Below are 24329 nucleotides of genomic sequence, written 5' to 3' on the forward strand. Positions count from 1 at the left end.
GAAGTTGGTGCGGAACGGGTTGATGTCCAGGCCGCCGCGGCGCGTGTAGCGCGCGTACACGGCCAGCTTCACCGGGCGGCATTCGCGCAGGATGTCGACGAAGATCCGCTCGACGCACTGCTCGTGAAAGCCGGTGTGATTGCGGAACGAGATCAGGTAGCGAAGCAGCCCGGCCTGGTCGATCGGCGCGCCCACGTAATGCACCTGCACGCTGCCCCAGTCGGGTTGGCCCGTGACCGGGCAGTTCGACTTGAGCAGGTCCGACACCAGCGTTTCCTCCACTGGCGATTCGTCGTGCGAGGCCGACAGCAGCGACGGGTCGGGATGGTAGATGTCGGTATCGAGATCGAGGCGGTCGAGCGACTGGCCGTCGAGCTCCTCGAGCTTCAGCTTGGCGAACGCCGACGGCGAGGCCAGTTGCACCGACACCGTCGCGCCGCAGGCGGCCGATACGTCGCGCTTGAGCGTGTCGCGCACGGCGTCGACCGAGTCGAACGCCGTTTGCGCGAACGAGCCGAGGTAGAGCTTGAACGATTTCGATTCGACGATGTTCGGCGATTCGGCCGGCACGAAGAACGTGGCCACGGCGATCTGCGGCTTGCCGCGTGGGTTGACCCACGACAGTTCGTAGGCGTTCCAGATGTCGGTGCCGAAGAACGGCAGCGCCGCGCCGATGCCGATCTGCTCGCGCGCGCCGGCGCGCGGGATCGGGAACAGCAGCGAGGCGTCGTAGGCGGTGGTGTAGGCCGAAGCCTTGCCGAGAGGGGAGTGTTCGGGAGTCATCGATCGTCTCGTGGCGGTCAGGCCAGGAACAGCCGGTAGGCCGGGTTCGCGGTTTCTTCGTGGGCGGGGTAGCCGAGCGTGGCCAGGAAGCGGTCGAACGCCTCGTGATCGGCGGCCGGCACCTGCAGGCCGACCAGGATCGAGCTGGTGTCGGCGCCCTGGTTGCGGTAATGGAACAGGCTGATGTTCCAGTTCGGCGCCATCGCCGACAGGAACTTCATCAGCGCGCCCGGCCGCTCGGGGAATTCGAAGCGGAACAGCCGCTCGTCGTGCGACAGCGGTGAGCGGCCGCCGACCATGTAGCGGATGTGGTCCTTCGACAGTTCGTCGCCGGTCAGGTCGGCGGTCACGAAGCCGTGCGCGTCGAAGGTGGCGGCGATCTCGGCCGATTCGCCGCGGCGGCGCGTCTGCACGCCCACGAAAATGTGCGCCGAGCGTGCGTCGGCGATCCGGTAATTGAATTCGGTCACGCTGCGCTCGCCCACCAGTTCGCAGAAGCGCCGGAAGCTGCCGCGTTCCTCGGGAATCGTCACCGCGAACACCGCTTCGCGCGCCTCGCCCACCTCGGCGCGTTCGGCCACGAAGCGCATGCGGTCGAAGTTCATGTTCGCGCCCGAGGTGATCGCCACCAGCGTTTCGCCCTCGATGCCGGCTTGCTCGGCGTAGCGCTTGGCGCCCGCCACGGCCAGTGCGCCGGCCGGCTCCAGCACGCTGCGGGTGTCCTGGAACACGTCCTTGATCGCGGCGCACAGCGCGTCGGTATCCACGGTGATCACGTCGTCGAGCAGTTCGCGGCACAGCCGGAACGTTTCCTCGCCGACCAGCTTGACCGCCGTGCCGTCCGAGAACAGGCCGACTTCGGCCAGCGTCACGCGCTCGCCGGCGCGGATCGACTGCGCCATCGCGCAGGAATCGTCGGTCTGCACGCCGATCACGCGGATTTCGGGCCGGATCGCCTTCACGTAAGCGGCCACGCCGGCAGCCAGGCCGCCGCCGCCGATCGGCACGAAGATCGCGTGGATCGGCCCCTGATGCTGGCGCAGCACTTCCATCGCCACCGTGCCCTGGCCGGCGATCACATAGGGATCGTCGAACGGGTGCACGAAGGTCAGGCCGCGTTCGTTCTGCACCTGCACGGCGTGCGCGTAGGCGTCGCTGTACGATTCGCCGAACTGGATCACCTCGACGGTCGCGCCGCCGTGGGCGCGCACCGCATCGACCTTGACCTGCGGGGTGGTGACCGGCACCACGATCACCGCCTTCACGCCGAGCCGGGCCGCCGAGAACGCCACGCCCTGCGCATGATTGCCGGCCGAGGCCGTGATCACGCCGCGCTCGCGGGCTTCGGTCGACAGGTGTGCCATGCGGTTGTAGGCGCCGCGCAGCTTGAACGAGAACACCGGCTGGTTGTCCTCGCGCTTGAGGAGCACGCGGTTGTGCACGCGGGCGGACAGGTTGCGGGCCGGTTCGAGGGCGGTTTCGACCGCCACGTCGTAGACGCGGGCGGTAAGGATTTTCTTCAGGTAGTCGTGAGCAGCCATGACGGTCGCGCGGGTATCGGCCGGCGCGGCAAAAGCGGGGAAAGCCGGGATTTTAGCCCCAACCCCGCTCGGGCGGGCCTGTGAGCCTCACGACCGACCGGACGGGTGGGCAATTCCCGGCCCGCGCCGCCGGGCCGGGAATTGCGGCCGATTCAGGCGTCCACGCTCGCGCCGATCATGGGTTAGAATTCCGTTTTGAATCAAGGATCGGAAGATGAAAAGGCAGTATCGGACCGCCCATTTGAAGCCGTCTCCGCGGGCAGCCTGTCCCTCGGCGGCTCGGCACGCGCATTGCGCGCGATCGTGCTGATGGCTCCGAGTGCCGCCAGGTATCGGCCGGCCGGGGCCTAGCGTACAGACGCTTGGCACGGGCCCCGCGCATAGTTGCTAGCCTGGTAACAGAAGATTTTCCCCAGATCCGCGCTCCACGCGCATGCCTCAGCCGTGCCCAGACCGCACGGCCGGCCCTCCGACTCGTCCGAACATGAACGCACCACAAGTTTTCGATCCGCATGGCGCGGCAATCGCCGTCGCAGCCGACCTGACGCCGCGCCTGCGCGAAATCCCGTACAACTACACGTCGTTCTCCGACCGTGAGATCGTCATCCGCCTGCTCGGCGAGGACGCCTGGTCGGCGCTTGCCGACCTGCGCGGCGAGCGCCGCACCGGCCGCTCGGCGCGGATGCTGTACGAAGTGCTCGGCGACATCTGGGTGGTGCGCCGCAATCCTTACCTGCAGGACGACCTGCTCGACAACCCGAAGCGCCGCCAGATGCTGATCGACGCGCTCGGCCACCGCCTGGCCGAGATCGACAAGCGCCGTCAGGCCGACCTGTCCGAGCACGGCGACGAAGCGGCCCGCGAGCGTGCCTCGCGCGTCGCGATGCTGACGGTCGCCGCACGTGGCGCGGTCGACGCGTTCGCGCGCGAGTTCGAGCAGATGGCCGACCTGCGCCGCCGCGCCACCAAGGCGCTGGGCCGCTGCACGCAGAAGGACAACATCCGCTTCGACGGCCTCGCGCGCGTTTCGCACGTGACCGACGCCACCGATTGGCGCGTCGAATATCCGTTCGTGATCCTCACGCCCGACACCGAAGCCGAAATCGCCGGGATGGTGAAGGCCTGCTTCGAACTCGGCCTGACCGTGATCCCGCGCGGGGGCGGCACCGGCTACACGGGCGGCGCCGTGCCGCTCACGCCGTTTTCGGCCGTGATCAACACCGAAAAGCTCGAACAACTGGGCGCGGTCGAGCAGACCGAACTGCCGGGCGTCGCGCACAAGGTGGCCACCATCTTCTCGGGCGCCGGTGTCGTCACGCGCCGCGTGACCGAGGCGGCCGAAGCGGCCGGCTACGTGTTCGCGGTCGATCCGACCTCGCTCGATGCATCCTGCGTCGGCGGCAACGTCGCGATGAACGCCGGCGGCAAGAAGGCGGTGCTGTGGGGCACCGCGCTCGACAACCTGGCCTGGTGGCGGATGGTCGACCCGGACGGCAACTGGCTCGAAGTCACGCGCCACGATCACAACCAGGGCAAGATCCACGACATCGCCGTGGCCCGCTTCGAACTGAAGTGGTTCGACGGCGCGTATGCGCCGGGCGAGAAGCTGCTGCGCAGCGAAATGCTCGACATCGAAGGCAAGCGCTTCCGCAAGGAAGGCCTCGGCAAGGACGTCACCGACAAATTCCTGGCCGGCCTGCCGGGCGTGCAGAAGGAAGGGTGCGACGGCCTGATCACGTCGGCGCGCTGGATACTGCACAAGATGCCGGCCCATACGCGCACGGTCTGCCTCGAATTTTTCGGCCAGGCGCGCGAAGCGATCCCGAGCATCGTCGAAATCAAGGATTACCTGTTCGAAACGTCGAAGCAGGGCGGCGCGATCCTGGCCGGCCTGGAGCATCTCGACGAACGCTACCTGCGCGCGGTCGGCTACGCCACCAAGAGCAAGCGCAACGCGTTCCCGAAGATGGTGCTGATCGGCGACATCGTCGGCGACGACGCCGACGCGGTGGCGGCCGCCACCTCGGAAGTGGTCCGCATGGCCAACGGCAAGAGCGGCGAGGGCTTCGTGGCCGTCAGCGCCGAGGCGCGCAAGCGCTTCTGGCTCGACCGCAGCCGTACCGCCGCGATCGCGAAGCACACCAACGCGTTCAAGATCAACGAAGACGTGGTGATCCCGCTCAACCGCATGGGCGAGTACACCGATGCGATCGAGCGCATCAACATCGAGCTGTCGCTGAAGAACAAGCTGCAGATTCTCGACGCGCTCGAAGCGTTCTTCCGTACCGGCGACCTGCCGCTCGGCAAGAGCGACGACGCCAACGAGATCCCCAGCGCCGAACTGCTCGAAGATCGCGTGCAACAGGCGCTCGACCTGTTCAAGCAGGTGCGCTCGCGCTGGGAATTCCTGCGCGACCGGCTCGACATGCCGCTGCGCGAGGCCCAGCACTACCTCGTGCAACTGGGTTATGAAAAGCTTGGCAGCACGTTCGCCGCGCGCGCCGATGCCCAGCCCGACGCCAACGTGTTTCACGTCACGCAGGACCGCACCGTGCGCGTGTCGTGGAAGCAGGAGCTGCGCGCCGAACTGCGCAACATCTTCAACGGCGGCGCGTTCAAGCCGATCCTCGACGAGGCGCAGGCGATCCACAAGCGCGTGCTGCGCGGGCGCGTGTTCGTCGCGCTGCACATGCACGCGGGCGACGGCAACGTCCACACCAACCTGCCGGTCAACTCGGATAATTACGAGATGCTGCAGGACGCCCATGCGGCGGTCGCGCGCATCATGGACATCGCGCGCTCGCTCGACGGCGTGATTTCCGGCGAGCACGGCATCGGCATCACCAAGCTCGAATTCCTGACCGACGACGAGCTGAAGGATTTCCGCGCCTACAAGCAGCGCGTCGATCCGCACGACCGCTTCAACAAGGGCAAGCTGATGCAGGGCGCGGATCTGCGCAACGCGTATACGCCGAGCTTCGGGCTGATGGGCTATGAATCGCTGATCATGCAGCAGTCCGACATCGGCGCGATCGCCGAATCGGTCAAGGATTGCCTGCGCTGCGGCAAGTGCAAGCCGGTGTGCGCAACCCACGTGCCGCGCGCGAACCTGCTCTACAGCCCGCGCAACAAGATCCTCGCCACCTCGCTGCTGGTCGAGGCATTCCTGTACGAAGAGCAGACGCGCCGCGGCGTGTCGATCAAGCACTGGGACGAGTTCAACGACGTGGCCGACCACTGCACGGTCTGCCACAAGTGCGTCACGCCGTGCCCGGTCAAGATCGACTTCGGCGACGTGACGATGAACATGCGCAACCTGCTGCGCAAGATGGGCAAGAAGAAGTTCAATCCGGGCCAGGCCGCCGGCATGTTCTTCCTGAACGCCACCAATCCGCAAACCATCAACGCCGCGCGCGGCGTGATGATGGGCGTCGGCTACAAGGCGCAGCGCTTCGCCAACGACGTGCTCAAGAAGGTCACGAAGAAGCAGACGGCGCGCCCGCCCGCCACCACCGGCAAGCCGCCGATGGTGGAGCAGGTGATCCACTTCGTGAACAAGAAGATGCCGGGCAACCTGCCGAAGAAGACGGCGCGCGCGTTGCTCGACATCGAGGACAACAAGATCGTGCCGATCATCCGCAACCCCAAGACCACCACGGTCGATTCGGAAGCGGTGTTCTACTTCCCGGGCTGCGGTTCCGAGCGGCTGTTCTCGCAGGTCGGCCTGGCCACCCAGGCGATGCTGTGGGAAACCGGCGTGCAGACCGTGTTGCCGCCGGGCTACCTGTGCTGCGGCTATCCGCAGCGCGGTTCGGGCCAGTACGACAAGGCCGAGCAGATCGTCACCGACAACCGCGTGCTGTTCCACCGCATGGCCAACACGCTGAACTACCTCGACATCAAGACGGTGGTGGTGTCGTGCGGCACCTGCTACGACCAGTTGGCCGGCTATGAATTCGAGAAGATCTTCCCGGGCTGCCGGATCATCGACATCCACGAATTCCTGCTCGAAAAGGGCATGAAGCTCGAAGGCGTGGCCGGCACGCGCTACATGTATCACGACCCGTGCCATACGCCGATCAAGACGATGGACCCGGTCAAGCTCGTCAACGAATTGATGGGCGCCGAGAAAGACGGCTACACGATCACCAAGAACGATCGCTGCTGTGGCGAATCGGGCACGCTGGCCGTGACGCGGCCGGACATCTCCACGCAGATCCGCTTCCGCAAGGAAGAAGAGATCCGCAAGGGTGCGGCGCGCCTGCGCAACATCCCGGTGGTGTCGGGCGACGGCGTGAGCGCCGCTGCCGCGGCGCCTGCGCCGGCCGGCGAGACGCAGGTCAAGATCCTGACCAGCTGCCCGTCGTGCCTGCAAGGCCTGTCGCGCTACAACGAGGACGCCAACATCGAATCCGATTACATCGTGGTTGAAATCGCCCGCAACGTGCTCGGCGAGAACTGGATGGCCGACTACGTGAGCCACGCGAACAACGGCGGCATCGAGCGGGTCCTGGTGTAAAGTCGGGGCGTCCGATCAGCAAGGAACTGACGATGGATTGCGTATTCTGCCGGGAAGACGGCGGCGAGCTGTTGTGGAAGGACGATGCGCTGCGCGTCGTGCTGGCGTCCGGCGAAACCGATTACCCCGGTTTTTGCCGCGTGATCTGGCACGCGCATGTCGCCGAGTTCTCCGATCTCACCGCGGCCGAGCGCGCACACCTGATGCTGGTGGTCGCGGCGGTCGAGCGCGCGGTGCGGCGCGTGATGCAGCCCACCAAGGTCAATCTGGCGAGCCTCGGCAATCAGGTGCCGCATCAGCACTGGCACGTGATTCCGCGCTTCTCGAACGATGCGCACTTTCCGCAGCCGGTGTGGGCGCCGCGCCAGCGCTCGGTGTCGGACGCGCTGCTGCGCTTGCGCACGGCACAGGCCACGCTGCTGCACAATGCGGTGCACGAGGAAATCGAACAGGTTTTGAACGCGAGGGATTCATGAGCGGCTTGACGCCGACCACGCCGGTACCGTCCGGCGTCGTCGTGCACGCGGTATCGCGCGTGCTCGAATTGCAGTATCCGAATGGCGACAGCTACCGCATCCCGTTCGAATTGATGCGCGTGTTTTCGCCGTCGGCGGAAGTGCGCGGGCACGGCCCCGGCCAGGAAACGCTGCAAACCGGCAAGCGCACCGTGACGATCACGGCGCTCGAAGGCGTCGGCAACTACGCGTTGCAGCCGACCTTCTCGGACGGCCATTCCACCGGCATCTATTCTTGGGATCTGCTGTACGAGCTGGCCACGCGCCAGGACGCGCTCTGGCGCGAGTATTTCGACAAGTTGCAGGCGGCGGGCGTCGAACGCGATGCCCCGATGCCGCAGGCAGGCGCCTCGCGCGGCCACTGCCACTGACCATCACCGACTGAACCGACGGCGCCGCATCCGGCGCCGTCTTGCCATTTCCAGAGGATTCACGCGATGAGCAAAACCCATTTCGGCTTCGAAACCGTCGACGAGGGCGACAAGGCGAAAAAGGTGGCGGGGGTGTTCCACTCGGTCGCGAGCAACTACGACCTGATGAACGACCTGATGTCGGCCGGCATGCACCGCGTCTGGAAGGCGTTCACGATCGCGCAGGCGAACGTGCGCCCCGGCCACAAGGTGCTCGATATCGCCGCCGGCACGGGTGACCTGACCAAGGCGTTTGCGAAGGCGGCCGGCCCGACCGGCGAAGTCTGGCATACCGACATCAACGAATCGATGCTGCGCGTGGGCCGTGACCGCCTGCTCGACAAGGGCGTGGTGACGCCGTCGCTGTTGTGTGACGCCGAGAAAATTCCGTTTCCTGACAACCACTTCGATCTGGTGACCGTGGCCTTCGGGTTGCGCAACATGACGCACAAGGACGCCGCGCTGGCCGAGATGCGCCGTGTGGCGAAGCCGGGCGGCCGCGTGATGGTGCTGGAATTCTCGAAAGTCTGGGAGCCGTTGAAAAAAGCCTACGACGTGTATTCTTTCAAAGTATTACCGTGGCTTGGCGACAAGTTCGCGAAAGATGCTGAGAGTTACCGGTACCTTGCTGAATCTATCCGGATGCACCCGGATCAAGACACCCTGAAGACGATGATGGAACAGGCCGGCCTCGATGCTGTCAAATATTACAATTTGTCAGGTGGCGTGGTAGCGTTACACCTGGGAACCAAGTATTAAGGGGTTCCATCCATACAATTGTCTTTCAATCTGGAGATGGTGATGTCTGATTCCCGTTCGTTCAACAACCGCAGCAAGCAGCCGGGGCCGTGGGCACGACGGATCGGCACGCTGTTCATGGTCGGCCTGCTGATGGCCGGCACATTCGCGTCGCTCGATGCCGAAGCCCGGCGGATGGGCGGCGGGCGCAGCATGGGTCGCCAATCCCAGATGGTCCAGCAACGTCAGGCCACGCCGCCGGCGCAGCAGCCGATGCAACAGGCCGCGCCGGCCCAGCGCGGCGCGCAGCCGACTCCGGCCGCGCAGCCGAACCGCTCGCGCTGGCTCGGGCCGATCGCCGGCCTGGCCGCCGGCCTCGGCATCGCGGCGCTGCTGTCGCACTTCGGCCTGGGCGGCGCGTTCGCCAGCATGATGGCGAACGTGATTATCATCGCTCTGCTTGCCTTCATCGGTATCTGGATCGTGCGCAAGATCATGAATCGCAACCGCAAGCCGGAACCGGCCTACGCGGGCGCGGGTTCGTCGATGAACCGTGGCGGCTACGGCACCGGTTCCTCGAGCGCGAACGGCGGCCAAGCCAGCCCGAGCTACTCGGCGCAGCCCCAACCGGCCTCGTCGAGCAGCTATGCGAACGAGGCGGCCGGCGTGTTCGGCGGTGCGTCGGCAGGCGCGGCAGCGGGCGCGATGGCGGCACCGTCGGTGCCGGCCGGTTTCGACACCGAAGCGTTCGTGCGCAATGCCAAGGTCTACTTCATTCGCCTGCAGGCGGCCTGGGACGAAGGCAACATGGCCGATATCCGCGAATTCACCACGCCGGAAATGTTCGCCGAGGTGAAGGTCGATCTGTCCTCGCGTGGTGCGGGCAAGAACCAGACGGATGTGGTGCAGCTCGATGCCGAATTGCTCAATGCCGAGCAGAACGGCAGCCAGTCCGAAGCCAGCGTGCGCTTCCACGGCCTGATTCGCGAATCGGCCAACGCCGGTCCGGAGCCGTTCGAGGAAGTGTGGAACCTGACGAAATCGGGCAACGAAGGCTGGCTGTTGGCCGGTATCCAGCAGATCAACCTGCACTGAGCACCGCGGATTTCCGGCTTCGCTCGATCCGGCGCGAAGCTGGAGCGGGGCAGAGCCGATCCGACGTTACAATAGAAACCCGCGTGGGCACCCTGCCTGCGCGGGTTTTTTTACTCAGTCCGATGACCTTTGCCGCCAAGTCTGTCGCTGCTGCTGTCAACCATCTGCTCGCCCGCGAATCCTGGGCGCGCGATCGCCTGATTCCCTACGCAGGGAAAACCGCCAGACTTGAATTTTCCCCCGTTACGCTCGTGCTGCTGGTGCAGCCCGACGGGTATTTCGCGGCCGTCGAGGCGCACGAGGCGCCGCAGGTCGATGTTTCGATCGCGCTCGGTGGCGCGCAGCGCTCGCCGTTCGATGCCGTCACGGCCTTCGTGCAGGGCGGCCAGGCCGCCGTCATGAAGCACGTCAAGCTCGAAGGCGATGCCGAATTCGCCACGCAACTGGCCAAGCTCGCCGAACATCTGCGCTGGGAGCCCGAAGAAGATCTCGCGCGCGTGGTGGGCGACGCGGCCGCCTACCGGATCGCCACGCTGGTGCGCTCGGCCGGCGATCAGGCCCGCCGTACCGGCCGCAATCTGCTCGGCTCGCTGACCGAATATTTCCTCGACGAGGATCCCCAGGTCGTGCGGCGTGCCGCGCTGACCGAATTCGATGCCGAACTGGCGCGGGCCCGCGATGCGCTGGCCCGTGTCGAGAAGCGGGTCGAACGACTCGAACAAGGATTGGGCGCACGGGCGGGCAACAGCTCGCGCGGCGCGCACTGAAGGACCGTCACGCATGCGCATTTTTCGTTTCATCAAAATCGTCTACACGCTGATCCGTTTCGGTCTCGACGAGGTCATGCTGTCGCGTATCGACGATCGCCGCGTCAAGCTGCTGTTGCGCATCACCACCATCGGCCGCCGCTTCTCCGACCCGCCCGCGGTGCGCCTGCGACACGCGCTCGAAAGCCTCGGGCCGATCTTCGTCAAGTTCGGGCAGGTGCTGTCCACGCGGCGCGACCTGCTGCCGCCCGATTTCGCGATCGAGCTGGCGCGGCTGCAGGATCAGGTGCCGCCGTTCGATTCGGCGCTGGCCATGTCGCTGGTCGAGAAATCGCTCGGCGCGCCGATCAGCGCGGTGTTCGACGAATTCGATCCGGTGCCGATCGCGAGCGCGTCGATCGCCCAGGTCCATTTCGCCAAGCTGAAGGAAGGCGAGCACGCCGGCAAGGAAGTGGCCGTCAAGGTGCTGCGGCCGAACATGCTGCCGGTGATCGATTCCGACATGGCGCTGCTGCGCGACATCGCGATCTGGGCCGAACGGCTCTGGCCCGATGGCCGGCGTCTCAAGCCGCGCGAGGTGGTGGCCGAATTCGACAAGTACCTGCACGACGAACTCGACCTGATGCGCGAGGCCGCCAACGGCAGCCAGTTGCGCCGCAATTTCGCCGGGCTCGACCTGTTGCTGGTACCCGAGATGTTCTGGGATTACAGCTCGAACTCGGTGCTCGTGATGGAGCGCATGAACGGCGTGCCGATCAGCCAGGTCGAGGTGCTGCGCGCGGCTGGCGTCGATATTCCGAAGCTGGCGCGCGAAGGCGTGGAGATCTTCTTCACGCAGGTGTTCCGCGACGGCTTTTTCCACGCCGACATGCACCCGGGCAACATCTTCGTGAGCCTCGATCCGAAGCAGCTCGGGCGGTACATCGCGCTCGATTTCGGCATCGTTGGCGCGCTGTCCGATTTCGACAAGAACTACCTCGCGCAGAATTTCCTCGCGTTCTTCAAGCGCGACTATCACCGTGTCGCCACGTTGCATCTCGAATCGGGCTGGGTGCCGCCCAATACGCGCGTCGAGGAGCTGGAAAGCGCGATTCGCGCCGTCTGCGAGCCGTATTTCGATCGCGCGCTGAAGGACATCTCGCTCGGCCAGGTGCTGATGCGCCTGTTCTCCACCTCGCGCCGCTTCAACGTCGAGATCCAGCCGCAATTGGTGCTGCTGCAGAAAACCATGCTGAACGTCGAGGGCCTGGGCCGCTCGCTGGACCCGGAACTCGATCTCTGGAAGACTGCGAAGCCGTATCTGGAGCGCTGGATGACCGAGCAGATCGGGCTGCGCGGCTGGTACGAGCGCTTCAAGGTCGAGGCGCCGCAGTGGAGCAAGACGCTGCCGCAATTGCCGCGCCTGATCCACCACGCGCTGTCCGAGCGGCACGACTCGCCGCGCTCGGCCAATGACGAACTGATGCAGCAGATCCTGCTCGAGCAGAAGCGCACCAACCGGCTGTTGCAGGCGCTGCTCGTGTTCGGCATCGCAGTGGGCGTTGGCGCGATCGCTGCACGCGTGCTGATTCTGCTGGCGGCCGGCGCCTGACGCGCGGCCGGCACGGCGTCCGATGCCACGGAGCGATCCGGGCTTTCGGATATAATTCAAGGTTTTGCAAGACGTTTCTAGTTTCCGCGGGAAAAGATCATGCCGATTTACGCCTACCGTTGCGATGCGTGCGGTTTCGCGAAGGACGTGCTCCAGAAGATGAGCGACGCGCCGTTGTCCGTGTGCCCTGAGTGCGGGAAGGATGCTTTCCGCAAGCAGGTCACGGCCGCCGGCTTCCAATTGAAGGGTTCGGGCTGGTACGTGACCGACTTCCGGGGCGGCTCGGGCGGCGCCAGCGCGCCGGCTGCCGGCGCGGCAAGCGGCGAGGCGGCCAAGCCGGCCGATGGCGCGGCGGCTCCTGCTGCGGCGCCCGCCGCGGCAGCGCCCTCCGCGAGCGCGGCCCCGGCCAGCGCCGCGCCGGCTGCCTCCAGCGACACCTGATCATCCGCCGCCCGGCGCGGGCGGCGGCCAGTTCGTGCCGGCAGCGGCGCGCTTTACCTGACGGCAGATGATGAAGAAGACGACCCTCAAAACCGTATTCCTGACCGGCCTGCTGGTCCTCGTCCCGCTCGCGATCACGCTGTGGGTGCTCGGGTCGGTGATCGGCATCATGGATCAGACGCTGCTGCTGCTGCCGGAATCGTGGCAACCCGAGCGCCTGCTGGGCTTCCATCTGCCGGGCATCGGCGCGGTGCTGACGCTGGCGTTCATCTTCGTCGTCGGTCTGGCCACGCAGAACTTCATCGGCCAGAAGCTCGTCACCTGGTGGAACGCCGTGGTGCGTCACATCCCGGTGGTCGGGCCGATCTACACCAGCGTCAAGCAGGTGTCGGACACGCTGCTGTCGAGCAGCGGCAATGCGTTCCGCAAGGCGCTGCTGATCGAGTACCCGCGGCGCGGCTCCTACACGATCGCGTTTCTGACCGGTGCGCCGGGCGGCGACGTGGTCAATCACCTGAAGGAAGAGTACGTGAGCGTCTACGTGCCAACCACGCCGAACCCCACGTCCGGCTTCTTCCTGATGGTGCCGAAAAGCGAAGTCGTCGAACTCGACATGTCGGTCGACGCCGCGCTGAAGTACATCGTCTCGATGGGTGTCGTCGCGCCGTCGGTGCCCGTGCCCGCACCCGCGCGTCCGCCCGTCGAACCTCCGCTGTAATGCCCGGGCGCGCGTTGCGCCCCGTTGATCAAACCGAACGAAAGCAAACATCATGTCGATGCGAACTGAATACTGCGGTCTCGTGACCGAACACCTGCTGGGTCAAACCGTGTCGCTGTGCGGCTGGGTGCATCGCCGCCGCGATCACGGCGGTGTGATCTTCATCGACCTGCGCGATCGCGAAGGCCTCGTGCAGGTGGTGTGCGATCCGGATCGCGCGGAGATGTTCGCGGCGGCCGAAGGCGTGCGCAACGAGTTCTGTATTCAGATCAAGGGCCTCGTGCGCGGCCGTCCGGACGGCACGATCAACGCCGGCCTCAAGAGCGGCAAGATCGAGGTGCTGTGCCAGGAACTGACGGTGCTGAACCCGTCGATCACGCCGCCGTTCCAGCTCGACGACGACAACCTGTCGGAAACCACGCGCCTGACGCATCGCGTGCTCGACCTGCGCCGCCCGCACATGCAGAACAACCTGCGCTTGCGCTACCGCGTGGCGATCGAAGTGCGCAAGTACCTCGACGCGCAAGGCTTCATCGACATCGAAACGCCGATGCTGACCAAGAGCACGCCGGAAGGCGCGCGCGACTACCTGGTGCCGTCGCGCACCAACGCCGGCCAGTTCTTTGCGCTGCCGCAGTCGCCGCAGTTGTTCAAGCAGTTGCTGATGGTCGCGAACTTCGATCGTTACTACCAGATCACCAAGTGCTTCCGCGACGAAGACCTCCGTGCCGACCGCCAACCCGAGTTCACGCAGATCGACTGCGAAACCTCGTTCCTGGGCGAGCAGGAAATCCGCGATCTGTTCGAGGAAATGATCCGTCACGTCTTCAAGACGACGATCGGCGCCGAACTGGCCGCCACGTTCCCGGTCATGCCGTATTCGGAAGCGATGGCGCGTTTCGGCTCGGACAAGCCGGACCTGCGCGTGAAGCTCGAATTCACCGAGCTGACCGACGCGATGAAGGACGTCGAGTTCAAGGTGTTCAGCGCACCGGCCAACACGAAGGACGGCCGCGTCGCGGCGCTGCGCGTGCCGAAGGGCAGCGAACTGACGCGCGGCGACATCGACGGCTATACCGAATTCGTGCGCATCTACGGCGCGAAGGGCCTGGCCTGGATCAAGGTCAATGAAAAGGCCAAGGGTCGCGACGGCCTGCAAAGCCCGATCGTCAAGAACCTGCACGACGCCTCGATTGCCGCGATCCTCGAGCGCACCGGCGCGCAAGACGGCGACATCATCTTCTTTGCGGCCGACCGCGCGAAGGTCGTCAACGACAGCCTCGGCGCACTGCGCCTGAAGATCGGCCATTCGGAATTCGGCAAGGCCAACGGCCTCGTCGAATCGGGCTGGAAGCCGCTGTGGGTGGTCGATTTCCCGATGTTCGAGTACGACGAGGACGATGCGCGCTACGTGGCCGCTCACCACCCGTTCACGAGCCCGAAGGACGAGCACCTCGAATACCTCGAAACCGACCCGGGCCGCTGCCTGGCGAAGGCCTACGACATGGTGCTGAACGGCTGGGAAATCGGCGGCGGTTCGGTGCGGATCTTCCAGGAAGCCGTGCAGAGCAAGGTGTTCCGCGCACTGAAGATCGGCCCGGAAGAAGCGCAGGCGAAGTTCGGCTTCCTGCTCGACGCGCTGCAATACGGCGCGCCGCCGCATGGCGGTATCGCGTTCGGCCTGGACCGCATCGTCACGATGATGGCCGGCGCCGATTCGATCCGCGACGTGATCGCGTTCCCGAAGACCCAGCGCGCGCAGGATCTGCTGACGCAGGCACCGAGCCCGGTCGACGAGCGTCAACTGAAGGAACTGCATATCCGTCTGCGCCAGCCGGAACAGCCGAAGGCCTGAGTGCCGTGCGCCGCGTGAAGCGTGGCGCCGCAAGACAAAAACCCTGCCGGTGGCAACGCCGGCAGGGTTTTTTATTGCTGCCGCCGATCGTCCTTGTCGATTGCTGCGGGCAGGGTGCGGGCGCTCAGGCGAGCGCGAGAAAGCGTGCGAGGCACGGGTTGCGGTTCGACGGCGACCACATCAGCGCCTGCTCGATGGTCGGCGCGTCGACGAGCGGGCGGAACACCACGCCGGCCCATTGCGCGCGCTGCATCGAGGCTGGCACCAGCGCCACGCCCACGCCTTCGTCCACCAGCCCCAGCACGGTCTGCTGCAACTGCACTTCGAGGCGGATGTTCGGCTCGAAGCCACCCAGTTGCCGGCAATGATCGACGATCGCCGCCCGCAGCGTGGGCGACACGATCTCGACGGCCGCCACGAACGGCTCGTCGGCGAGTTCGGCGATCCGCAGCTTGCGCGCCCGGGCGCGCGGATGGTCACGCGACAGCGCGACGCACAGCGGTTCGGTCACCACCGTGCGCTGTTCGAGGCCCACGAGCGGCGAGCCGGGAAACAGGATGGCGGCATCGATATGACCGTTCAGCACCTGTTCGGCCAGATCGTTCGAGACGGTTTCGCGCAGGTGCAGCGCCACCTCGGGCCAGGCCGCGCCGAATTCGCGCGCGTAGCGCGGCACCACGCTGTAGGCGGCGCACATCGTGAAGCCGATCGTCAGCTTGCCGGCCGCGCCCGAGGCGGCGGCGCGCGCGTGATGCGCGGCGCGCTCGATCGACGCGAGGATTGCCTTCGCGTCGTCGCGGAAGCGCTCGCCGGCCGGCGTCAGCGTGACGCCGCGCGGCCCGCGCTCGACCAGCGTGACGCCCAGCGAGGCTTCGAGCGCCGCGATCTGGCGCGACAGCGGTGGCTGAGACAGGTTCAGCCGTGTCGCGGCGCGGCCGAAATGGCCGGTCTCGGCGAGCACGACGAAGTAACGAAGCGGCTTGATATCGATCACGATGCAAAAAAGGTATGGAATCGACCTAAAAATCGCATTGGATTGTATCAAGTTGGCGAGTTACCCTCGCGGCTTTCCGGCCCGCCGGGTGCCGTCGTGTGCCCGTGTCGCGTTGTGTGCCGGCCAGTTTTCGTTTTTCTCGTCGAGTCTTGCCGTGTTCGCCACGCTGCCCATCCTGCTTCCCATCTTTGCGTTGATTCTCGCCGGTTTCCTGTGCCGTCGGCGCGGCCTGCTCGGCCCGACCGCCGCGTCGGAATTGAACCGCTTCGTCGTCTGGCTCGCGCTGCCGGCGCTGCTGTTCGACGTGATGGCGCATGCGACCTGGGCGCAGCTCGACCAGCCACGCTTCATCGCCGCGTTCTCGATTGCCTGCGCGGCTTTGTTCCTCGTGGTGCTGGCGGTGCGGCTCTGGCGCGGCCGGCCGCTCGCCGACGCCAGCGTCGACGCGATCGCGGCCGCCTATCCGAACACCGGCTACATCGGCTTTCCTCTGTGCCTGCTGGTGTTCGGTCCGGCCAGCCTGATGCCGACCACGATCGCCACGATCATCGTTGCCTGCGTGTTGTTCGGCTTTGCGATCGTGCTGATCGAGGTGGGCCTCCAAAGCGAGCGTGCGCCGCACCGGCTCGCGCTGAAGGTGCTCGGTTCGCTCGGCCGCAACCCGCTGATCGTTTCGCCGATCGTCGGCGCGCTCGTGTCGGCCGCGCATGTCGTGCCGCCGGCCAGCGTCGAGACATTCCTCAAGCTGCTCGGCGGCGCGGCCAGCCCGTGCGCGCTGGTGAGCCTCGGGCTGTTCCTCGCCGAGAAGCGTCCCGCGCACGGTGTGCTGCCCGACGCCTTGCTGCTGACCGTGATCAAGCTGGTGGGGCAGCCGGCGCTGACCTGGTGGCTCGCCGCGCGCGTGTTCGATCTGTCGCCGGTGATGGTGTCGATGTCGGTGGTGCTGGCGGCGCTGCCGACCGGCACGGGGCCGTTCATGTTGGCCGAGTTCTACCGTCGCGAGCCGCAGGTGACTTCGCGCACGATCCTGTTCTCGACGATCGCATCGATCGTCACGCTGACGGTGCTGCTGACGGTCGTGCCGCGCGCCTGATCGAGTGCATCGGTGAGTGCGTGACCGGCTGAAGAGACGGACGCCCGAACGGCCTCGCAATGGGGCAGGGTGCTTCAGATCCGCGGCTTGCCGATGCCTACGCGCCCGCACCGCCGCCTTGCGATGCGGCAAGCGCCTGCCCGCCGCGCCGCTGGTTCGACACGCGGCGGCCACCGTTTTGCGGTACAGTCTGCCGGTTCCGAAGCCCCCGCCTGGCCGCCGCCCGTACTCGACGCGCGTTGGCCGAAGCCCCGCAAGTCATGACGAAGCCGCCAAAAATCCCCGAATCCGTTCTGGTCGTGATCCACACCGCCGCGCTCGACGTGCTGATCATCAAGCGCGCCGATCAACCCGGTTTCTGGCAGTCGGTGACGGGCGCGAAAGACTGGCTCGACGAACCGCTCGGCGCCACCGCCGCGCGCGAGGTAGGCGAGGAGACGGGCATCGTGGTCGGCAGCGCCGCCGTGCCGGCCGAGGCGCTTTACGACTGGCGCCACCAGATCGACTACGCGATCTATCCGCACTATCTCCACCGCTACGCGCCGGGCGTCACGCGCAACACCGAGCACTGGTTCAGCCTCGAAGTGCCAGCCGGGATTGCCGTCACGCTGTCGCCGCGCGAGCACACCGATTACGTCTGGCTGCCGTATCGCGAGGCGGCCGAGCGCTGCTACTCGCCGTCCAACGCCGAAGCGATCCTGCAGTTGCCCGAGCGTCTCGCGGCGCGCGAGGCATGAGCGGCAGCCAGCGGCTGCGTCTGGCCCAGTTGCGGGACCTGTTCCTGCAGGAGCGCGGCTCGTCGTCGCGGCTCGCGTTCTCGTCCGGCAACACCGTCACGCTCTGCACGGGCGGCGCGGAGTTTTTCCCGCTGCTGGTGCGCCGTATCGATGCCGCCTCGCAGTCGGTACTGCTCGAAACCTATATCTTTTGCGACGATCCTGCCGGCCGCCTGGTGTCCGACGCGCTGTTGCGCGCCGCCGCGCGCGGCGTGCACGTGCGCGTGATTACCGACGGCATCGGCACGGCGCGTCTGCCGCTGTTCGAGCAATGGGCCGAGGCCGGCATCGAGCACCGGATCTACAACCGTTACCTGTTCGGCCGCTTCGGTTTCTCGCGGACGCACCGCAAGCTGGCCTGCGTCGACGATGCCTACGTGTTCTGCGGCGGCATCAACATCGTCGACGATTTCGACCAGAACGGCGAGACGCTGCCGTTCGCGCGCTGGGATTTCGCCGTGGAGCTGGCCGGGCCGGCCGTGGCCGACATTCGCGCCGCGTTCGAGGTGCAGTGGTATCGCGTGCGGATGGGCCACAAGCGCTACGCGCAATACGCGCCGCCGGTGGTGACCAGCGAGGCGTTCGCGGCGCGCTTCCGGCGCTGGATGCGCAGCCACCGCTGGATCAAGGCGGGGGCGCTGCGCCATATCACCGAGCCGAGCGTCGCGTTCGTGGCGCGCGACAACGTGCTGAACCGGCGCGCGATCGAGAAGGCCTACCTCGCCGCGATCGGCCGTGCGCGGCAATCGGTGGTGCTGGCGAACCCGTATTTCATGCCCGGTCGCAAGCTGCGGCGGGCGCTGACCAACGCGGCGCGGCGCGGCATCGAGGTGCGCGTGCTGATCGGGCGCAAGGAATTTGCCGCGCTCGATACCGCGGTGCCGTTCCTTTATCATGCGTTGTTGCGCGCCGGCGTGCGGGTGGCCGAGTACGACAAGACCATGCTGCACGGCAAGGTGGCGGTGGTCGACGACAACTGGGCCACGGTCGGTTCGTCGAATCTCGATGCATTGAGCCTGATGCTCAACAACGAAGCGAACGTGGTGCTGGTGAAGCACGACGACGAGATTCGCGCGCTGCGCGAGGCGATCGACGCGGCCTTTGCCGACGGTCGCGAAATCGATCCGGCCCGATTTGCGGCGCGCCCGGTGGGCGAGCGGATGTTGAACTGGCTGGCGTACAACGCGTACCGCTGGTCGATGAAGCTGCTGACGGTGGGCAGCTACGACTAGCCGCCAGCCGGCCATCGCGCCGCCGCCAGGCCCGTTCGTTGCGTGACGGGCGGCTTGTAATGCGGCTGTCGGCAAGCCCCCGGCAGGGGCGGACAAGCCCTGCTTCCGGTTGCGCCCGAACCTGACAACAATAGCCGGGCGGTTAGACACCGGTTTCTAATTAATTCCTTGTTTGAACGACGGCCGCACTCAATAATAGTACGGCCGTTCGATTTTCTGGATCACCCGTGAACGGTTTAGACATCAAGCTTATGCGAAAAGGCGAACAGACGCGTGCCGCGATACTCGAAGCAGCTTTGGACCTCGCCAGCCGTGACGGGCTGGAAGGTCTGACGATCGGCCTGTTGGCCGAGCGCATGCAGATGAGCAAGAGCGGCGTGTTCGCGCATTTCGGATCGCGCGAGGACCTGCAGGTGGAGGTCGTGCGCGAGTATCACCGCCGCTTCGAGAGCGAGGTGTTCTTTCCGAGCCTGCGCGAGCCGCGTGGCCTGCCGCGTCTGCGTGCGATGCTGGCCCGCTGGATCGAGAAGCGCATCCAGGAAGTGACGACCGGATGCATCTACATCAGCGGCGCGGTGGAGTACGACGACCGGCCGGACAGCCCGGTGCGCGAGCAGTTGATCGCGAGCGTGACGGCCTGGCGTGCGGCGCTGCTGCGCGCGATTTCGCAGGCGAAGGACGAAGGCCATCTGCGCCCGGATACCGATCCGGACGTGATGCTCTTCGAGTTGTACAGCTTCACGCTCGGCCTGCATCACGACGCCCGTTTCCTGCATCTGCCGGACGGCGTTCGCCTGACCTGGGCCGCGCTGGAAAAGACGATCGTTTCGTATCAGAGCGAGAGCCGGTAGCGGCGCAGTGACGCCGCGCGAGGCTCGAGCCATTGCCCTATCTTTGGAGAGAGTCATGGGACAGTACGTTGCCCCGCTGCGCGACATGCAATTCGTGCTCCACGAGTTGCTGAACGTCGAAGCCGAACTGAAGCAGATGCCGAAACACGCGGATCTCGACGCGGACACCATCAATCAGGTGCTCGAAGAGGCCGGCAAGTTCTGCGCCGAGGTGCTGTTCCCGCTCAACCAGGTGGGCGACCGCGAAGGCTGCAAATATGAAGGCGACGGCGTGGTCAAGACGCCGACCGGCTTCAAGGAAGCGTACGCGCAGTACATCGAGGCGGGCTGGCCCGCGCTCGGCTGCGATCCGGACTACGGCGGCCAGGGCCTGCCGGCGTTCGTGAACAACGCGCTCTACGAAATGATGAATTCCGCGAACCAGGCCTGGACCATGTACCCCGGCCTGTCGCACGGCGCCTACGAATGCCTGCATGCGCACGGCGCCCCCGAACTCCAGCAGCAATACCTGCCGAAACTCGTCTCGGGCGAATGGACCGGCACGATGTGCCTGACCGAGCCGCATTGCGGCACCGATCTCGGCATCCTGCGCTCGAAGGCCGAACCCACCAGCGACGGCGCCTACGTGATCTCCGGCACGAAGATCTTCATCTCGAGCGGCGAGCACGACATGTCGAAGAACATCGTCCACCTCGTGCTGGCGCGCCTGCCGGACGCCCCGCAGGGCACCAAGGGCATCTCGTTGTTCATCGTGCCGAAGTTCATCCCCGATGCGTCGGGCGAACCGGGCGAGCGCAACGGCATCAAGTGCGGCTCGATCGAGCACAAGATGGGCATCCACGGCAACGCCACCTGCGTGATGAACCTCGACAACGCGAAGGGCTGGCTCGTCGGCGAGCCGAACAAGGGCCTCAACGCGATGTTCGTGATGATGAACGCGGCGCGCCTCGGCGTGGGCATGCAGGGCCTGGGCCTGACCGAAATCGCCTATCAGAACTCGCTGACCTACGCGAAGGAACGCCTGCAGATGCGTTCGCTGACCGGCCCGAAGGCGCCCGAGAAGGCGGCCGACCCGATCATCGTCCACCCGGACGTGCGCCGCATGCTGCTCACGCAGAAGGCCTACGCCGAAGGCGCGCGCGCCTTCACGTACTGGTCGGCGCTGCAGATCGACAAGGAGCTGTCGCACGGCGACGAAGCGGCCCGCAAGGAAGCCGCCGATCTGGTCGCGCTGCTCACGCCGATCATCAAGGCGTTCCTGACCGACAACGCGTTCGAGTGCACCAACCACGGCATGCAGATCTACGGCGGCCACGGCTTCATCGCCGAGTGGGGCATGGAGCAGTACGTGCGCGACGCCCGCATCAACATGATCTACGAAGGCACCAACTCGATTCAGGCGCTCGACCTGCTGGGCCGCAAGGTGCTCGGCGACATGGGCGCGAAGCTGAAGAAGTTTGGCGCGATCGTCGCCGAGTTCGTTGAAGCCGAAGGCGTCAAGCCGGAAATGGCCGAGTTCGTCAATCCGCTCGCCGACATCGGTGAAAAGCTGCAGAAGCTCACCATGGAAATCGGCATGAAGGCGATGCAGAACCCCGACGAAGTCGGCGCCGCCGCGGTGCCCTACCTGCGTACGGCCGGCCATCTGGTGTTCTCGTACTTCTGGGCGCGCATGGCGCGTCTCGCGCTCGACAAGGAAGCGTCGGGCGATCCGTTCTACAAGTCGAAGCTGGCCACGGCGCGCTTCTACTTCGCGCGTCTGCTGCCCGAAACGGCGGCCACGATCCGCGCCGCGCGCGCCGGCTCGAAGACGCTGATGGAAGTCGACGAAGCGCTGTTCTGATGCCCGGCCCATGGCGGCGGCGCAAGTCATGCGCTGCCGCCATGGGTACACCTCGCACTCTCATACGCCGCGTCGTCCGACTCCAAGCCCGCCGGGCACGACGCGCGTTTCCATCCGGAGGAATCCCGTGAGCAATTTCATCATTCGCAAGGTCGCCGTGCTCGGCGCCGGCGTGATGGGCGCGCAGATCGCCGCGCATCTCGTCAACGCGCGCGTCCCGGTGCTGCTGTTCGATCTGCCGGCCAAGGAAGGCCCGAAGAACGGCATCGCGCTGAAGGCGATCGAGAATCTCAAGAAGCTGTCGCCCGCGCCGTTCGGCGTGAAGGAAGACGCGAAATACCTCGAACCGGCCAACTACGAAGACGACATCGCCAAGCTCGCCGAGTGCGACCTCGTGATCGAGGCCATCGCCGAGCGCATGGACTGGAAGCATGACCTCTACAAGAAGGTTGCGCCGCACCTCGGGCCGAACGCGATCTTCGCGTCGAACACCTCGGGCCTGTCGATCACCGCGCTGTCGGATGGCTTTGCCGACGAGCTGAAGGCCCGCTTCTGCGGCGTGCACTTCTTCAATCCGCCGCGCTACATGCACCTCGTCGAACTGATCCCGACCGCCCACACGCGGCCCGAGATCCTCGACCAGCTCGAAACCTTCCTGACCAGCGTGGTCGGCAAGGGCGTGGTGCACGCCAAGGACACGCCGAACTTCATCGCGAACCGCGTCGGCATCTTCTCGATCCTGGCGGTGATCACCGAGGCTGCCAAGTTCGGCCTGCGCTTCGACGAAGTGGACGACCTGACCGGCGCGCGCCTGGGCCGCGCCAAGTCGGCCACGTTCCGCACCGCCGACGTGGTGGGCCTCGACACGATGGCGCACGTCATCAAGACGATGCAGGACAACCTCGCCGACGATCCGTTCTTCCCCGTGTATGAAACGCCGCCGGTGCTCGCCGAGCTGGTCAAGCAGGGCGCGCTCGGCCAGAAGACGGGCGCGGGCTTCTACAAGAAGGAAGGCAAGGCGATCAAGGTGCTCGATCCGAAATCGGGCAGCTATGTAGATGGCGGCGCGAAGGCCGACGAAACCGTGGGCCGCATCCTCAAGCGCCCGCCGGCCGAGCGCCTGAAGCTGCTGCGCGAGTCCACGCATCCGCAGGCGCAGTTCCTGTGGTCGGTGTTCCGCGACGTGTTCCATTACATCGGTTACCACCTCGAATCGATCGCCGACAACGCGCGTGACGTCGACCTCGCGATCCGCTGGGGCTTCGGCTGGAGCGAGGGCCCGTTCGAAGGCTGGCAGGCGGCGGGCTGGAAGCAGATCGCCGAATGGGTGCAGGAAGACATCGCAGCCGGCAAGGCGCTCGCCAACGTGCCGCTGCCGTCGTGGGTGCTCGAAGGCGCGGTGGCTGAGAAGGGCGGCGTGCATACCGACGAAGGCTCGTGGTCGCCGGCCGCCGGCAAATTTGTGCCGCGCTCGACGCTGCCCGTGTATGAGCGCCAGGTGTTCCGCGCACCGCTGATCGGCGAGGCCGGACGCGATCCTAAAACGTGGGGCAAGACGCTGATCGAATCCGATTCGGTGCGTGCCTGGGTGGACGAGCGCGCCGGCCAGGACGACGTGGTGATCGTCTCGTTCAAGTCGAAGATGAACACCATCGGCCCGGGCGTGATCGACGGGCTGGTGCAGGCGATCGAGCTGGCCGAGAAGGACTACAAGGCCGTGGTGATCTGGCAGCCGACCTCGCTGAAGCTCGGCACGCCGGGCGGCCCGTTCTCCGCCGGTGCGAACCTCGAGGAGGCGATGCCCGCGTTCATGATGGGCGGCGCGAAGGGCATCGAGCCGTTCGTCAAGAAGTTCCAGGAAGGCATGCTGCGCGTGAAGTACGCGAACGTGCCGGTGGTGGCGGCCGTGTCGGGCATCGCGCTCGGCGGCGGTTGCGAGCTGATGCTGCACAGCGCCAAGCGCGTGGTGCACGTCGAGAGCTACGTCGGCCTGGTGGAAGTGGGCGTGGGCCTGGTGCCGGCGGGCGGCGGCCTCAAGGAAGCGGCGCTGCGCGCGGCCGAAGCCGCCACGGCGGCCGGTGCGACCACCGACATCCTGAAGTTCGTCACCAAGTCGTTCGAGAATGCGGCGATGGCGAAGGTGTCGGCCTCGGCGCACGATGCGCGTGCGATGGGCTACGTGAAGCCGTCGGACACCATCGTGTTCAACGTGTTCGAACTGCTCGACGTGGCGCGCAAGGAAGCGCGCGCGCTGGCCGATGCCGGCTACCGCGCGCCGCTGAAGGCCCGTGAAATTCCGGTGGCGGGCCGCTCGGCGATCTCGACCATCAAGGCGCAGCTCGTCAACATGCGCGACGGCCGCTTCATCAGCGAGCACGACTACCGCATCGCCAGCCGGATCGCGGAAGCGGTGTGCGGCGGCGACGTCGAAGCCGGCAGCACGGTGGACGAGGAATGGCTGCTCGCGCTGGAGCGCCGCGCCTTCGTCGAACTGCTCGGCACGCAGAAGACGCAGGAACGGATCATGGGCATGTTGCAGACCGGCAAGCCGGTGCGTAACTGAGCGA

19 protein-coding genes are annotated in these 24329 nt (G+C 66.1%); 16 read left to right on the forward strand and 3 right to left on the reverse strand.

Annotated features, from left to right (window positions below):
• Positions 1-783, reverse strand: a 783-nt coding sequence (gene queF, locus ACYP33_RS29325) for an NADPH-dependent 7-cyano-7-deazaguanine reductase QueF (protein WP_459624854.1), incomplete at its 3' end; no start/stop codon positions are given.
• Between the two features lie 17 nt (positions 784-800).
• Positions 801-2324 carry a threonine ammonia-lyase, biosynthetic gene (gene ilvA, locus ACYP33_RS29330; protein WP_459624855.1) on the reverse strand — a complete coding sequence of 508 codons (1524 nt, stop codon included), beginning with the start codon at positions 2322-2324 and terminating at the stop codon, positions 801-803.
• 484 nt (positions 2325-2808) lie between these two features.
• On the opposite strand from ilvA, the gene ACYP33_RS29335 reads away from it, so the two are divergent.
• From ACYP33_RS29335 to aspS, 10 genes are all read left to right on the forward strand, one after another.
• A complete protein-coding gene (locus ACYP33_RS29335) occupies positions 2809-6843 on the forward strand; it encodes a DUF3683 domain-containing protein (protein ID WP_459624856.1) in 4035 nt (1344 codons plus the stop codon).
• A 32-nt stretch (positions 6844-6875) separates the two neighbouring features.
• Positions 6876-7319 (forward strand): HIT family protein, encoded by a 444-nt coding sequence (locus tag ACYP33_RS29340; protein ID WP_414443075.1) that lies wholly within the window; start codon positions 6876-6878, stop codon positions 7317-7319.
• A complete protein-coding gene (locus tag ACYP33_RS29345) occupies positions 7316-7729 on the forward strand; it encodes a gamma-butyrobetaine hydroxylase family protein (protein ID WP_414450995.1) in 414 nt (137 codons plus the stop codon). Before ACYP33_RS29340 ends, ACYP33_RS29345 begins: the two co-directional genes overlap by 4 nt.
• Before the next feature lie 66 nt (positions 7730-7795).
• A complete protein-coding gene (gene ubiE / locus ACYP33_RS29350; protein ID WP_459624857.1) occupies positions 7796-8527 on the forward strand; it encodes a bifunctional demethylmenaquinone methyltransferase/2-methoxy-6-polyprenyl-1,4-benzoquinol methylase UbiE in 732 nt (243 codons plus the stop codon).
• A gap of 42 nt (positions 8528-8569) precedes the next feature.
• Entirely contained in the window at positions 8570-9601 is a 1032-nt protein-coding gene (locus ACYP33_RS29355; protein ID WP_459624858.1) for a Tim44 domain-containing protein, read from the forward strand.
• Between the two features lie 122 nt (positions 9602-9723).
• The gene (locus ACYP33_RS29360) at positions 9724-10368 is read left to right on the forward strand and encodes a ubiquinone biosynthesis accessory factor UbiJ (protein WP_459624859.1); all 645 of its coding nucleotides are present in this window, start codon (positions 9724-9726) and stop codon (positions 10366-10368) included.
• Positions 10369-10381: 13 nt separating this feature from the next.
• A complete protein-coding gene (gene ubiB / locus ACYP33_RS29365; RefSeq protein ID WP_414443070.1) occupies positions 10382-11959 on the forward strand; it encodes a ubiquinone biosynthesis regulatory protein kinase UbiB in 1578 nt (525 codons plus the stop codon).
• Positions 11960-12058: 99 nt separating this feature from the next.
• Positions 12059-12400: an FmdB family zinc ribbon protein gene (locus ACYP33_RS29370; RefSeq protein WP_459624860.1), complete on the forward strand. Its 342-nt coding sequence runs from the start codon at positions 12059-12061 to the stop codon at positions 12398-12400.
• A 67-nt stretch (positions 12401-12467) separates the two neighbouring features.
• Positions 12468-13118 carry a DUF502 domain-containing protein gene (locus ACYP33_RS29375; RefSeq protein ID WP_414450999.1) on the forward strand — a complete coding sequence of 217 codons (651 nt, stop codon included), beginning with the start codon at positions 12468-12470 and terminating at the stop codon, positions 13116-13118.
• Positions 13119-13170: 52 nt separating this feature from the next.
• The gene (gene aspS / locus ACYP33_RS29380) at positions 13171-14973 is read left to right on the forward strand and encodes an aspartate--tRNA ligase (RefSeq protein WP_414451000.1); all 1803 of its coding nucleotides are present in this window, start codon (positions 13171-13173) and stop codon (positions 14971-14973) included.
• A 124-nt stretch (positions 14974-15097) separates the two neighbouring features.
• On the opposite strand, the gene ACYP33_RS29385 is transcribed toward aspS, so the two are convergent.
• The gene (locus ACYP33_RS29385) at positions 15098-15967 is read right to left on the reverse strand and encodes a LysR family transcriptional regulator (RefSeq protein ID WP_459624861.1); all 870 of its coding nucleotides are present in this window, start codon (positions 15965-15967) and stop codon (positions 15098-15100) included.
• A gap of 154 nt (positions 15968-16121) precedes the next feature.
• On the opposite strand from ACYP33_RS29385, the gene ACYP33_RS29390 reads away from it, so the two are divergent.
• From ACYP33_RS29390 to ACYP33_RS29415, 6 genes are all read left to right on the forward strand, one after another.
• Entirely contained in the window at positions 16122-17060 is a 939-nt protein-coding gene (locus ACYP33_RS29390) for an AEC family transporter (RefSeq protein ID WP_459624862.1), read from the forward strand.
• 260 nt (positions 17061-17320) lie between these two features.
• Positions 17321-17797, forward strand: coding sequence for a dihydroneopterin triphosphate diphosphatase (gene nudB / locus ACYP33_RS29395; protein WP_414443064.1), 477 nt, complete (start codon positions 17321-17323; stop codon positions 17795-17797).
• Positions 17794-19068: a cardiolipin synthase ClsB gene (gene clsB, locus ACYP33_RS29400; protein WP_414443063.1), complete on the forward strand. Its 1275-nt coding sequence runs from the start codon at positions 17794-17796 to the stop codon at positions 19066-19068. The genes nudB and clsB overlap by 4 nt, the downstream gene beginning before the upstream one ends.
• Before the next feature lie 251 nt (positions 19069-19319).
• Positions 19320-19919 (forward strand): TetR/AcrR family transcriptional regulator, encoded by a 600-nt coding sequence (locus ACYP33_RS29405; protein WP_013699351.1) that lies wholly within the window; start codon positions 19320-19322, stop codon positions 19917-19919.
• Between the two features lie 55 nt (positions 19920-19974).
• Positions 19975-21762, forward strand: a complete 1788-nt coding sequence (locus tag ACYP33_RS29410) for an acyl-CoA dehydrogenase C-terminal domain-containing protein (RefSeq protein ID WP_414443061.1) — start codon at positions 19975-19977, stop codon at positions 21760-21762.
• A 127-nt stretch (positions 21763-21889) separates the two neighbouring features.
• A complete protein-coding gene (locus ACYP33_RS29415) occupies positions 21890-24325 on the forward strand; it encodes a 3-hydroxyacyl-CoA dehydrogenase/enoyl-CoA hydratase family protein (protein ID WP_459624863.1) in 2436 nt (811 codons plus the stop codon).
• The last annotated feature ends 4 nt before the right edge of the window (positions 24326-24329 follow it).

This window comes from Burkholderia sp. 3C, assembly GCF_054589155.1.